This window comes from Agrobacterium sp. DSM 25558, from assembly GCF_900100825.1.
In the GTDB taxonomy this organism is placed as follows: Bacteria; Pseudomonadota; Alphaproteobacteria; order Rhizobiales; family Rhizobiaceae; genus Agrobacterium.
This window is the reverse complement of the sequence record NZ_FMUD01000014.1, coordinates 1-13,604: the sequence shown is the minus strand read 5'-3', so window position 1 is coordinate 13,604 and position 13,604 is coordinate 1. Positions and strand designations below refer to the sequence as shown.

General features: G+C 60.4%; 9 protein-coding genes. 5 read left to right on the top strand and 4 right to left on the bottom strand.

Features of this window, described 5'->3' with window-relative positions; translation table 11 throughout:
• The gene (locus DSM25558_RS13310) at positions 1–267 is read right to left on the bottom strand and encodes a DUF6460 domain-containing protein (RefSeq protein WP_077105253.1); all 267 of its coding nucleotides are present in this window, start codon (positions 265–267) and stop codon (positions 1–3) included.
• Between the two features lie 157 nt (positions 268–424).
• On the opposite strand from DSM25558_RS13310, the gene DSM25558_RS13305 reads away from it, so the two are divergent.
• The 5 genes from DSM25558_RS13305 to pdeM all read left to right on the top strand — a co-directional run bounded on the left by DSM25558_RS13305 (position 425) and on the right by pdeM (position 6,364).
• Positions 425–1,369 carry a methyltransferase domain-containing protein gene (locus DSM25558_RS13305; protein ID WP_077105252.1) on the top strand — a complete coding sequence of 315 codons (945 nt, stop codon included), beginning with the start codon at positions 425–427 and terminating at the stop codon, positions 1,367–1,369.
• Positions 1,370–1,569: 200 nt separating this feature from the next.
• Positions 1,570–2,181, top strand: coding sequence for a YitT family protein (locus DSM25558_RS13300; RefSeq protein WP_077105251.1), 612 nt, complete (start codon positions 1,570–1,572; stop codon positions 2,179–2,181).
• Between the two features lie 124 nt (positions 2,182–2,305).
• Complete coding sequence (locus tag DSM25558_RS13295) at positions 2,306–2,881, top strand: YitT family protein (RefSeq protein WP_077105250.1); 576 nt, start codon at positions 2,306–2,308, stop codon at positions 2,879–2,881.
• Between the two features lie 217 nt (positions 2,882–3,098).
• Positions 3,099–5,597: a ligase-associated DNA damage response DEXH box helicase gene (locus DSM25558_RS13290; protein WP_077105249.1), complete on the top strand. Its 2,499-nt coding sequence runs from the start codon at positions 3,099–3,101 to the stop codon at positions 5,595–5,597.
• Positions 5,598–5,635: 38 nt separating this feature from the next.
• The gene (pdeM, locus tag DSM25558_RS13285; RefSeq protein ID WP_077105355.1) at positions 5,636–6,364 is read left to right on the top strand and encodes a ligase-associated DNA damage response endonuclease PdeM; all 729 of its coding nucleotides are present in this window, start codon (positions 5,636–5,638) and stop codon (positions 6,362–6,364) included.
• 1,952 nt (positions 6,365–8,316) lie between these two features.
• Here the strand turns inward: pdeM and DSM25558_RS13280 are convergent.
• The 3 genes from DSM25558_RS13280 to DSM25558_RS13270 form a co-directional block, all read right to left on the bottom strand.
• A complete protein-coding gene (locus DSM25558_RS13280; RefSeq protein ID WP_077105248.1) occupies positions 8,317–9,138 on the bottom strand; it encodes a TIGR02186 family protein in 822 nt (273 codons plus the stop codon).
• Positions 9,135–10,061, bottom strand: a complete 927-nt coding sequence (locus DSM25558_RS13275) for a sulfite exporter TauE/SafE family protein (protein ID WP_077105247.1) — start codon at positions 10,059–10,061, stop codon at positions 9,135–9,137. The genes DSM25558_RS13280 and DSM25558_RS13275 overlap by 4 nt, the downstream gene beginning before the upstream one ends.
• 215 nt (positions 10,062–10,276) lie before the next feature.
• The coding region (locus DSM25558_RS13270; RefSeq protein ID WP_077105246.1) for a peptidoglycan-binding protein at positions 10,277–13,604 on the bottom strand (3,328 nt) is incomplete at its 5' end.

The window sequence follows — 13,604 nt, the reverse complement described above, 5'->3', positions numbered from 1 at the left end:
TCAGCGGCGGAAGCTCAACAGGCGGAGGATAATAAAGACGGGGATGACGATGACAGCACCCGCCAGCAGATAATCGCCAATGCTGCCAAGAGCGCGGAAACCGCTGTGCCAGATATCGAGCACGAAATCTCTGAAGCCATAGATGATGTTCCACGGCGTCAGGCCGAAGACCGCCATGACGAAACCCACGATCAGGGACACGACAAGCAATTTGACGATTGTCCGCGCGACACTATCACCCAGCACCTTATCGACCTCACCGGCCATCAGCAAATCTCCTAATTCAGCCAAGACATAGAAAGCATGGTGCCTCTATGCAAGCGTCGGCACATTCTACGCGCCATATTTGCCGCTGCCATGAAATAGGACTTGAGTTTTTTTATGGCCTGATGAAAGACAGCCCACCTCTTTCAGGAAAGCGTGCATGGCCCCACACCAGTTTTCGTCCGGCGATGCCATCGCAGACCGGCGCGCCGATTACGCCCGTATGCTGGCGGAAAGCGCAGATCATGCCGCCGCTGCCGAACTGATGGAGCAGGCGCTGGAGCTCACACCATCATGGGCCGCAGGCTGGGTACAGCTGGGAGATTATTGCGATAAGGCGGGGGATAAGGAAAAGGCCATCAGCGCCTACGAGACGGTTGATCGTCTAGACCCCGAAGGAATTTTCGCAGCCCCTCTCAAACTCGCGGTGCTGGGCGCCGCCGCAACACCGGAGCAACCGCCAAGCGCCTATATCGAAGGCCTGTTCGATGATTACGCCGACCGTTTCGAAACCTCGCTGGTCGAAAAGCTGGAATACAGCGTCCCGCAAAAGCTGGCAGCGCTGATCGAAACAGCAAGACCGGCCAGCGGCCAATTCACCTGTACTGTCGATATCGGCTGCGGAACCGGCCTGCTCGGTCTCGAAATCCGCGATTGGACGCAGCGCCTCGAAGGCTTCGACATTTCCACCAACATGCTGGCCAAGGCGGAAGAGAAGGCCATCTACCACCATCTGGCCCAAGCCGATCTTTCGCTGGCCGCAGAAACATCCGGCCTCTTTGCCGATGACCTTGCCCACCACCGTGCCGATCTGGTTGCAGCCGCAGATGTCATGATGTATCTCGGCAGTCTGGAAACCGTCATGCCGCTGGTCCTGGCGCTGCTGGCACCGGGCGGAACCTTCGCCTTTTCGGTGGAGGATGCAGGGAACGAGGAAGGCTTTATCCTCCTGCCATCCCTGCGTTACGCCCATTCGGAAGCCTATGTCCGCGCCCTGTTGGACGTATCCGGCCTGCAAACGCTGGAAATACGCAAAACCACCATTCGCAAGGATGCCGGAAAACCCCTCGCTGGCATTCTGTTTCTTGCCAGAAAACCGGGCTGATCTTTTCGTTTATTGCCTTTTTATCGATAGGTCAGCCTTGCTTACATATCGATATTGAAACCCGGCCTGTTGCAGTGCAAAATCATCCCAATCGAGCGATCCATCCTGGCGGATGTGTGATGCGACGATGCACTTTCACACAGCATTGACAGTTCCATTTCGGGGTAGCGCGCATGGCATTCACGAGAAGCGTTTATGGCATGTGGAGTGTCGATCCGGCCAAGCACGCGCCCTTGGAAGACATTCAGGGCATCGTCACCGGCAGCATCGTATCAGCACTCGGCTTCTACCTTCTTACCAAGGTCGGCCTGCTCACCGGCGGCACGGCGGGCGTCGCCTTTCTCCTGCATTACGCCTTCGGCATCAGCTTCGGCCTGCTGTTCTTCCTCGTCAATCTGCCCTTCTATTACCTGTCCTTCCGTCGTCTCGGCCTTGCCTTTTCGTTCAAAACCTTCATCGCCATCGGCTTCGTTTCGGTGCTGACGGAACTGGAAAGCCGCTGGATGGTGGTGGAAAGTATCAATCCGCTCTGGGCGGCACTGCTCGGCGGTCTTCTCTTGGGCTACGGCCTTCTGGCGCTCTATCGCCACCGTGCCAGCCTTGGTGGCATCGGCATTCTCGCCATCTATATTCAGGATCGTTTCGGCATCCGCGCCGGTCTCATCCAGCTTGCTTTCGATAGCTGCGTCATGATCGCCGCCTTCGCCGTCATCAACCCCGAAACGGTGCTGTATTCCATCGTCGGCGCCTTCGTGCTCAACCTGTTCCTTGCCATCAACCACCGCTCGGATCGCTACATCGTCGTGCGCTGAACGCTTGAATTATTGTCCATCGCGGCGCAAAGAGTGAAAACGCAACGTGGGGACGATCATGAGCGACATAGCAGAGCGCAAGCGCATCAGGTTTTAGGCATCGACATCAGATAAGCATTCGCTCGTGGAAGATGCACAGGCTGTTATCGCGGGCAGCATGCTCGTCTCGCTCGGCGTCGTACTTCTGTCTGGCGGTGGCCTGCTGACCGGCGGTGTCGTCGGCGTCGCGTTTCTGCTGCATTACGCGACTGGTCTCAGCTTCGGCCTTCTGTTCTTCCTCGCCAACCTGCCATTTTACTACATCGCCCTGCGCCGCCTCGGCCTGGCCTTCACGGTCAAGACCTTCTGCGCCGTCGCACTGACATCGGTCCTGTCGGAATATCTGCCGCACCTCATCGTGCTGCAAAACGTCAACCCCATCATTGCCGCCCTTTTCGGCGGGCTGACGGTCGCCGCTGGCATGCTGGCGCTGTTTCGCCACCGCGCAAGCCTTGGCGGCTTCGGCATTCTGGCGCTTTATTTGCAAGACCGTTTCGGCATCCGCGCAGGCCTTGCGCAACTGGCGTTCGATTGTACGGTCCTCATCTGCGCCTTCTTCGTCGCCACGCCCTTCATCATTCTCTGCTCCATCCTTGGTGCCCTCGTCATGAACCTCGTCATCGCCGTCAATCACCGAAACGACCGTTATATCGCGATGTAAGAAGTCTCAATGTCCCGTCATCCCGCACTTGATGCGGGATCCAGCCGTCTTGCGTCTGCAAGACGAATAGACTCTTTTGCGATCAAGGACTTGATCGCGCTGGATTCCGGCTCAAGGCCGGAATGACGGGAAAACGAAGGCGCATATACAAGGATGAAGCCCTTCTTTTTCGAAAGATTTTCACTACTTTAGAGCTGTGAAACACACAGAGCCCCCCATGTCCGGCGCAAACGTCGGCACCTTGCCTTTATCCTTCCAGAAATGGTTCGGCGAAAAAGGCTGGAGCCCGCGCGCCCACCAACTGGAATTATCCGCCCGCGCGCGGTCCGGCGAAAACATGCTGCTGATTGCACCCACCGGTGCCGGCAAGACGCTGGGCGGCTTCATGGCCTCGCTCACCGATCTGGCAGAACGCGGCAAGGTTCCGCCAGGCTCGGCCTTCGTGGGCGTTCACACGCTTTATATTTCGCCGCTCAAGGCGCTGGCTGTCGATATCGAGCGCAACCTGATGAAGCCGGTGTCGGAAATGGGCCTGCCCATTTCGGTCGAAACCCGCACCGGCGATACGCCGCAGTCCAAGCGCCAGCGCCAGAAGCTTAAACCCCCGGACATCCTGCTGACGACCCCGGAACAGGTCTCCCTGCTGCTCGCCAACAAGGAAGCCGAACGCTTCTTCAAGGACCTGAAATATGTGGTGCTGGACGAGCTGCATTCGCTCGTCACCTCCAAGCGTGGCCATCTGCTGTCGCTGGCCATTGCCCGCATTCGCAAACACGCCCCCGCCATGCGCACCATCGGCCTCTCGGCCACGGTCGCCGACCCGATGGATTTGCAACGCTATCTCAGCCCGCAGGCGGAAGGTGAACCCACCGCCGGCCTCATCACCGTCGATGGCGGCGCAAAGCCCGACATCGCCATTCTCGGCACGGAAGAGCGCATTCCCTGGTCCGGCCACTCGGCGCGTTACGCCATGCAAGATCTCTATCCGGCCTTGAAGGCCCACAAGACGACGCTGATCTTCGTCAACACCCGCTCGCAGGCGGAGCGCATCTTTCAGGAACTGTGGACCATCAACGACGACAATCTGCCGATTGCGCTGCATCACGGCTCGCTGGATGCAGGCCAGCGCCGCAAGGTGGAAGCGGCGATGGCGGATAACAAGTTGCGCGCGGTCGTCGCCACCTCCACGCTTGATCTCGGTATCGACTGGGGCGATGTCGATCTCGTCGTGCATGTCGGCGCGCCCAAGGGTGCCAGCCGCCTTGCCCAGCGCATCGGCCGCGCCAATCACCGCATGGACGAGCCCTCCAAAGCCATTCTCGTGCCCGCCAATCGCTTCGAGGTCATGGAATGCCGCGCGGCACTCGATGCCAACTACATCGGCGCGCAGGATACGCCACCCATTGCCGAGGGCGCGCTGGATGTGCTCGCCCAGCATGTGCTCGGCATGGCCTGCGCCGAACCCTTTGACGCCGATGACCTCTACTGCGAAGTCACCACCGCCTCGCCCTACGCCGACCTGCCGCGCGAAACCTTTGATCGCATCGTCGATTTCACCGCCACTGGCGGTTATGCCCTGCGCACCTATGAACGTTACGCCCGCATCCGCCAGACGAAGGATGGTCTATGGCGCGTCTCCAACCCGCAGGTCGCCATGCAATACCGCCTCAATCTCGGCACCATCGTCGAGGCGGCGGAGCTCAATGTCCGTATGGTCAAGCGCAACGCCAAGGGCACCATCGGCCGCGGCGGCATGACGCTCGGCAAGGTCGAGGAATATTTCCTCGAGCAATTGGTACAGGGCGATACCTTCCTCTTCGCCGGCAAAGTACTGCGCTTCGAAGGCATCCGCGAAAGTGAATGCCTCGTCAGCCAGGCCTTTTCCATGGACCCGAAAATCCCGTCCTATGCGGGCGGGAGGTTTCCGCTCTCCACCTATTTGGCAGACCAGGTGCGCTCCATGCTGGCCGATCCCGCCCGCTGGCACGCTTTGCCGGATCAGGTGCGCGACTGGCTCGCCATCCAGAAGGAGAAATCCATCATCCCCAAACGGGATGAGCTGCTGGTCGAGACCTTCCCCTTCCGCAAGCGCTTCTTCATGGTCATGTATCCCTTCGAGGGGCGGCTGGCGCACCAGACCCTCGGCATGCTGTTGACCCGGCGGCTGGAGCGGGCAGGGGCCAAGCCCATGGGCTTCGTCGCCACCGATTATTCGCTGGCCATCTGGGCGCTGGAAGATATCGGCATGCGCCTGCAATCAGACCGCCTGTCGCTGCCCGACCTGCTGGACGAGGATATGCTGGGCGATGATCTTGAGGCATGGCTGGACGAATCCTTCATGCTCAAGCGCACCTTCCGCAATTGCGCGATCATTTCCGGCCTCATCGAACGCCGCCATCCCGGCAAGGAAAAAACCGGGCGGCAGGTCACGGTGTCTGCCGATCTTATTTATGATGTTCTTCGCAGCCATGAGCCCGATCACATCCTCTTGGAAGCCACGCGTCGCGATGCCGCAGCCGGACTTTTGGACATTGGCCGTCTTGGCGATATGCTAAGGCGAATCAAGGGCCACACCACCCATTGTGCTCTAGAGCATGTTTCGCCGCTGGCCGTTCCGGTCATGATGGAAATCGGGCGCGAGACGGTTCCGGGTCAGGCCATGGATGACGTGCTGGCCGAAGCCGCCGATGAGCTGATTGCGGATGCGATGTCATGATGCATCCGCCTAGAGGATATGAAGGACAAAACCGAAACGTGCTGAGCCGACTTGCCCTGAGCGACAAATTTGCCACCGGCTTCGAATGCCTTGGCTCGGAAACCGCCATCAACGGCGTCGCCGGCTGGTGCGATCCGCTGGGCGGGCTGTACTTGCCCGATCTCTCCCTGCTGGTCGTCTCGGATTTGCACCTGGAAAAGGGTGCCGCATTCGCCCGCCGCGGTCGCATGCTGCCACCCTACGACACCATCGCAACCCTCAAAATCCTGTCCTCTCTGATCACCCGCTACGACCCGAAGATCGTCGTCAGCCTCGGCGATAATTTCCACGATCGCATCGGCTCGCAGCACCTGCCGCTGCCCTTGCGCGATCTCATCAAGGAAATGGCGAGAGGACGCGAATGGATCTGGATCAACGGCAACCACGATCCCGATGGCACGGTGGACTTGCCGGGCTCTTCCAGCGATGAAATGTTCTACGGCAACCTCGTTTTCCGCCATGAGCCGAAAGCTGGTTCATCGCCAGGCGAAATCGCCGGCCATCTCCACCCCGCCGCCACCGTCCGCCGCCGCGACAAATCTGTCCGCCGCCCCTGTTTCGCGACAGATGGAACGCGCATGTTGATGCCAGCCTTCGGCGTGCTCAGCGGTGGTCTTGATTTGCGCCACAAGGCGATGCACGGCCTGTTCGACCATTCGGCACTGGTTGCGCATCTGCTGGGCCGGGACCGGATTTATTCTGTGCGGTTCGGGAATTTGCTGGGGTAAAATTTTTTCGGATGCTCGGATGCTCGTTCGATGCGACCGCAACGGCAGCAACCCTCATCCATCATCCTGAGCCTGTCGAAGGAGAGGCGCCCCGCAGGGGCCTCGAAGGACGAGGGTTGCGGGCTTGAGGCAGAGTGTGTGGCTGGATGCTTCGACGGCGCTGCGCGCCACCTCTCCTTCGACAGGCTCAGGATGATGCATGAGGGCGGAGGGTGTGGTTGCCCGCACCCATGAGAGGGCGGAATATGCCGCTCACCCCCCTCTGCCCTGCCGGGCATCTCCCCCTCAAGGGGGGAGATCGGTAAAAGGCACGCTCACTGCCCAATCGTGACCTTCAGGAGAAGGAAAGATCACTAAAAATTGCCGTCTCTACAGCCACAACGCTCAAGATGACCGGCAAGCCCGCCCCCAGCCAATCTCCCCACCTGAGGGGGAGATGCCCGGCAGGGCAGAGGGGGGTGAGCCCCACCCACTAACCTCTCTACTAAATAATTCCAAACCAAATCAACACCTTACCCAAAAAATCACAAAAACCCGCAAAAATCCCCCGCACTTTTCTCCACGGCGCGCGAATCACCCGCACAATCTCCCCGTTCCGCCCTCGGATACACCGCAAGGCGTTGCGGCGAGGCGGGACCGGCGCTGGGGTTGAGAGGGTGACGCAAACCTTTCGATCCCGGGGTTAAGCAGCAATCTCCCCGGCGGCAACGGGAGGAGCGTGACACCGGTTTCGGACCGACCGGCGTCATTCTCCCGATGCCCGACCTGGCGGCATCGTCGTGTCGAGACCGAACCGTCTTGGCCACTGCGATGCATCCGCCAGGAGCTTGGTCGCCGGGTGTACCGACAGCTCATCGTCCTCTGGTCGAACGCGACCATGGGGATTGAAGCGAAAGTCAGGCGGTACACAGGAACACGCTGCATCTGCCCCGCACTGTGGCGAAACAGCGCGGACGGATCGTGAGTGTTTGCCGCAGCCATTCGTGTTGCGGCGGCCCTTGCGAAAAACGGATCGATCCTCCCGCCCCTAGATTATCGGCGCGGGAGCAAATCGAAGGCAGGTGCAGCCGAACTGGCAGGGCGAGTATCCAGCAATGGAGTTCGCCACCCGGATGGGAAGGGTCGGACCTTGACTATGTCCGATCGGTTTTCCGGCAAGGTTTCCCCTTCGCCGTCCGGGCTCTGCCAGCCGTGGCAAGTGGATTGCTGTTTGGCCAAAAGAGCTGAACGGGGCGCTGTGAGGTGCCATTATTATACTACCCAACGAGGCAGCTTGCAGCGCCCCGTCCGAATATCCATGGCCGCGAATGGTTATGGGACTAGAGAATAAAGCAAGCCACGGGCAGGTACTGCCGCGTGAACGGCGAAGCTTGCGTAAGCGGTGGCCGGGGTTTTGATAGCAATGGGATTAGTGATGGCAATTGTTTGACCTCATGCAGCAATAGCTACCGGCTGCAACGGCAGCAACCCTCATCCTGAGGTGCCCCATAGGGGCCTCGAAGGACGGGGGTTGCGGATTTGGGGCAGAGTGCGCGGCGGATGCTTCGAGGCTTTGTCCTTCGGCCAACGCACCTCAGCATGAGGACGGAGGATGTGGTTGCCCGCACCCATTGAGAGGGCAGAGTATGCCGCTTGCCCCCCTCTGCCTGCCGGCATCTCCCCCACAGGTGGGGAGATTAGCGAGGCGCACGCTCTCCGTCCAATCATAACGCTGCGGGAAAGACAGGTCGAAGAGCCACTTATTGCCCATCAGCACCGCCCAAGATGGCCAAGACATCACCCCAGCCAATCTCCCCACCTGTGGGGGAGATGCCGGCAGGCAGAGGGGGGCGAGCTTGCTCCAGCGCCGGCGAATATCGAACGGCATACCCAAAAATACGGTCGAGACAATCCCTGCTAAGCCTGACGAAAATCTGCTCCGGCAGAACGCTTCAACCCACCCCGGTAAGGCCCTAATCCCGCCGAAACAAAATACTCGCGCCCCAGCCCGTCACCACAGCCAGCAGCACGCACAGCATGCCATAGACCACCGGCGTCTGGTGCGCGGCATCGGTAATCGCCTGCTCCATGCCGGTCTTCACCACGCGCAATCGCAGTTCCTTCTGCGCCACCGGCATACCGCTCTTGAAGAGATAGGCGCGGGCGGTGTGCACACCGTTTGGGACGTTGGCGGGAAGGCGTAGGGTGGCCCAGAACAGGCCGGTGCGTTCCAGCCGCACGCCGGTCGTGTCGTTGCGATAAATACCGCTGGACAGTTTCAGGCGGCGATAGGCATCCTGGAAGTCGTAGACATTGTCAGGCACGCCGGAAAACACGGCGCTGCGCAGCGGCAGATGTTCCACGCCGAGGCCCATGGCCTTCAGCGTTCCCGGCGTTGCGATATTGTCGATATTGCGGGTGCTGGCCATGGAATAGGATTCCGGCAGCGGCGCGAAGGTGATGGCGCTGGTGTTGATCCAGATGCCTGCCACCCGGCTTTTCTTGCGCACGGTGGAATAGTCGTTCGGGCCTTCCAGCGTCACCACGATGTCGTATTGGCCGATGGCCAGCAGCAACTGGTCGGCATTGTTCAGCGCCCCGAACATGGTGAAGTCGGCACCGCGAAAATCGGACGCGATGGAGATTTCCGTGGTCGATGCGCCGATCTCGATGTTTTCCTGCAAGGGGCGCGGCTGGCCCGATGCATCCGGCGAGATCGCCAGCGGCGGTGTCTGCGCGAAGGCCATGCCCGAGAAGGCGCAAAGGGCGGCGGCAAGAAGGGCGGCGCGGATCAATAGCCCAGCCCTCCCACGGCAACGGAAAACAGGTCGTCCGGCTTGATCACCAGCGTGATCGCCAGGCGCACGCCAACGGCCAGAACAAGCAGCGCCAGCAGCGCACGCAACTGTTCGCCGCGCAGTTTCTGGCCCACGCGCACACCATATTGCGCGCCCACCACACCCGCCAGCATCAGGATGAAGGCGAGCACGATGTCGACGGAAAAGTTGGTCGCGGCCTGCACGATGGTCGTATAGGCGGTGACGAAAATGATCTGGAACAGCGAGGTGCCGACGACGACATTTGTGGGAACGCGCAGCAGATAGATCATGGCTGGCACCATGATGAAGCCGCCGCCTACACCCATGATGGATGTCAGAACGCCCACGCCGAAACCCAGCGCTATGATGGGAATGACGCTAAGATAGAGCTTCGATTTTTTGAAGCGCATTTTCAGCGGCAGGCGATGCACCCAATTGTGGTGGCCGGGACGGCGTAACGTTACCGTTTCATTGCGGGCGGAACGGCGAATGGCCGAAATGCTTTCCTTCAGCATCAGCGCGCCGACGGTGGACAGCAGAATGACGTAGAGCAGCGAAATGATCAGGTCCAACTGGCCGATGCTGCGCAGAAGCGTGAACAGCCATACGCCCAGTGTGGCCCCGCATAAGCCGCCGATCAGCAGAATACCGCCCAGTTTCACATCCAGCGTACCACGCCGGAAGTGGGTGATGGAGCCGGAAACGGAAGAGGCAACCACCTGGTTTGCACCGGTTGCCACGGCAACGACGGGGGGAATGTTGTAGAAGATCAACAGCGGCGTGATGAGAAATCCGCCGCCGACGCCGAACATGCCGGACAGAAAACCCACAGCCGCGCCCATGCCGAGAATGATGAAAATATTCACCGATAGTTCTGCAATGGGCAGATAGACAGTCACAATAGGACCTCGGACATGCGGACCTCGGACGTGGTTGCGTCCAAAACGGCAAAAACCGCCGTCAGGCGGGCTTTGCCACGAAGGGGTGGTATCTGTCTGAATGGCGAAGGCAGGAAACCTTGCGACCTTTACCGGTCATGCCCTTGGTGGGCATGACTGTCAATTATTCAACGGCAAATACGTTGATAATTTGAAAAGATCGACAAAGAGCCGAATTACTTGTTGCGAGCCAGCAACGCAGTGACCAGTTCGTCGGTGATACGGCCATCCGGAGCCTGTCCAATGGACTTCTGGAAGTTCTTGATGGCAGTCACGGTGGTGCGACCAAGCTTGCCGTCCGGTTCACCCGCCTTGAAGCCATTGTTGTTGAGAATGGCCTGAATGTTGCGGATCGCCTTCTGCATGTCCACGGACGAGGTTTTGATCTCTTCCTCAACGCCAGCCCATTCCGCTGGTGTGTTGATGGAGTTTGCTTCGTCGTTCAGCGGCGTAACCTGCCAGGCTTCCACAGCGGCCTTGGCGCTGGCCAGTTGCTCCGGCCGCATGGCCTTGGCCACGTCGTCACGCTTCTGGCCTGCATCCGCATCGCCATCACGGGCGGCAATCGCGAACCACTTGTAGGATTCTTCCAGGCTCTGCGGCACACCGCTGCCACGGGCGTAGAGGATAGCAAGGTTGAACTGGCTGTCGCGAACGCCGAGATTGGAGGCCTTGATGAACCAGTCACCCGCAGCCTTGAAATCCGGTGCGCCAGCGGCGTCGGAGGCCAGGAGAACGGCCAGATTGTGCATGGCACCGGCATTGCCCTGATCGGCAGCCAGCTGATAGTAGCGCTTGGCTTCCGGCAGATTGCGCTCTACGCCGTTCGCCTTCTCATACATGTTGCCAAGACGGTATTGTGCAGGGGCCAAGCCCCGGTCGGCGGCCAGCTTGTACCACTTGGCAGCTTCAGCGCGATCGGCAACGACGCCGCGACCATCGGTATAGCGTGCGCCGATTTCAAACAGTGCCTGCCGGTCGCCCTTGGCGGCAGCGTCGGCCAGGGATGGCGGGGTGATGCCTGCCGGAACGGCAATGGTCTCGGGCTCGGCGACCCGCAAATCGGCCTGTTTGAACTCCGGCAGTTGAACTTCAGGCGTGGCTGCGACAGGCTGCAAGCGCTCCACGACACCTGAACTGCGCGATGCAGTCGGGGCAACGATGGTCGGTGTCTCCTGCGGAAGCCGCGCGCCGCCGATCGGTCTCGTATCGATCAGATGCTCACTCTTGTCCGCATCCGCCTGCATCCGTTCACCGGCTGCCTTCGCGCCCTGGTCGATCGGGCTTTCGGACGGAATGGTCACGGCTGGTGCTGCGCTGGCGGTGACCGGTTCTGCGGGTGCGGCAGGCGGTGCCGACATGGGCTCCACGCTTTTCGGCTCGATTGCGGCGGCTGGAGGTGTCGTCTCTCCACCCACGAAGGATTTGATGGCGGGCATCGCCATCATCGCCAGAAGAATGGCACCAATGCCCAAAAGAAGCGGGCGACGGTAGCGGGAAAGGGCGGAGCCTTCCTTTTCGACAGTGGCCTTGCTGCGCTGTGGGCGCGATGCAGAGCTTCTCTCCGGTACGCTTTCCTGTGCGGCAGCCTGTGCGGCGCGGCGCGCTGCGGCAATGAAGTCGGCGCGGTTGTCGCTCTCGCCTGTGCCAGCCCGGGCGGCGGCTGTCTGGCTGGCGCGCACGCGTTCCAGAATTTTCTTGATGTCTGGCGCACCGGAGCCCGGCTCCAGCAGTTCGGTTTCGATATCGGCCTGCAACACATCCACAGGGTCGAGCGCTGGCGCGGGATCGACCTGCGTGCGTCCGGAAACCTCAGTCTTTGGCGCGTCTTCGGTCTTTGCTGCGCTGGACTTGAAACGACGGGTCAGACCCGACAAAAGGCCACGCTTTTCTTGTGCCGCAGGCCTTTCGGCTTGTGGCGGCACCAGCGTATCGGTGTCGAGTTGACGGGCAGCGTCGCTTTCGAAAGCGCTGCGCTCATCCTTGGAAATCAGACCTTCTGCGGGAAAAGTCGCGGCAGGCATCCGCGCCCCGCCATCATACTCCGCCCATTCACGGTCGGCATCCGGGGTCGCGACAGCACGCGAACCGTTGCGGCTGTCGAGATTGTCGAGGCGTCCGGCAATCTGCACCAGCGTTTCATGCAGTGCTTCAAACGTGCGGTGCGTACGCTCTTCGGTGTTGCGGCTCAAACCTTCCAGCTTGCGCAGATCATTGGCCAGCTCTGTCAAGATCGCCATGTCGGCGCTGTTTGCGGTCTGCGCCAGATTGTTGCGCGCATGCGCTTCAAGCACGGCTTCCGCCGCCTGACGTGCAGCTTCGATGATGTATTCGTCGCTGGACGCCATATATTCTTCGATGGCGGCCATGCGCTGGTCGAGTTCGGGCGACATGCCAGCGGTTTCCGCAGCGACAGGCGCTTTCGTTTCATCCAGTTTCGCGGCGATGTCGCTCAACCGGTCTTCCAGACGCTTGAAGGCAGTGTCGTAGGACAAAGCCTTGGCAGGCTTGGTTTCGATCTCTTCGATCCGACGTGCGATTTTTTCCAGCCGTTCGGCCAGCTTGTCGTTGACGGCACCCTCGCCAAGACCATCGATCTTGCGAGAGATATCCGTCAGGAAGGATGTCAGCTCCGGCTGGTTGGATGGGCGCTGTGAGCGCTCCAGTAACAGGGAAAGCTGATCGAGCCGCTCACCGAGTTGCGACACGCCACGCTCGGCAGAAAGCTCTTCGATACGGCTCGTCAGCGCATCGAGACGCGCACCCAGCGCATCCGTTGGCTTTTCCGAGGCGTCGTCCTTCAATGTGTCGATTTGCGCAGAGAGCGTGTTCAGACGGTTTTCCAACCGTTCGCCCAGCGCTGGATCGAAGGATGCGGGGCGGTTTCCGGCAGCAGCGATGGCGCGGCTGATTTCGTCCAGACGCTGGTCGAGGCCAGAGAAATGCTCGCTGTAAGCCTGGTCGTTGGGCTGCATGTGCCTGCCCAGATGCTCGACCGCGCTGGCAATAGTCAGAAGCTTTTCTTCGAGCGCACGCACGGCGTTCGCACTTCCGCCCATCGAACCAAGCTGGCTCTTTATGTCGTCCAGCCGGTAGGCCAGGGCAACGATTTCTTCCTGAAGCGGGGCCGTGTCGAAACCGCGCAGGGTGCTGTCCATGGTGTCGAAGCGCTGCTCCATACGGTGCATGCTGTCTTCGCGGGCAACCTGGTCCATGAGGTTGCGCAATTCTTCGAACTCGATGCGCAGCGCTTCAGCATCGGGTGAGGGTGATCCACCCATGCGCTCTATGCTGGCGGCCAGACGTGCGACGTCCTCGCGAATATCCTCGGCAAAATCCTGATCTTCGGCAAAGGAGCGGATGTTGCGCAGTTCCGAGCGCACGCCCTGCATTTCGCGGGCAACACCTTCGGAAATCTCATGCTTCAGTTCCTGTCGCAGGCTGACGAGTGCTTCTGCCACTTCGCGCAAGGCCGCATCGCTCTGGGCTGGCTGTGGGGCGGGG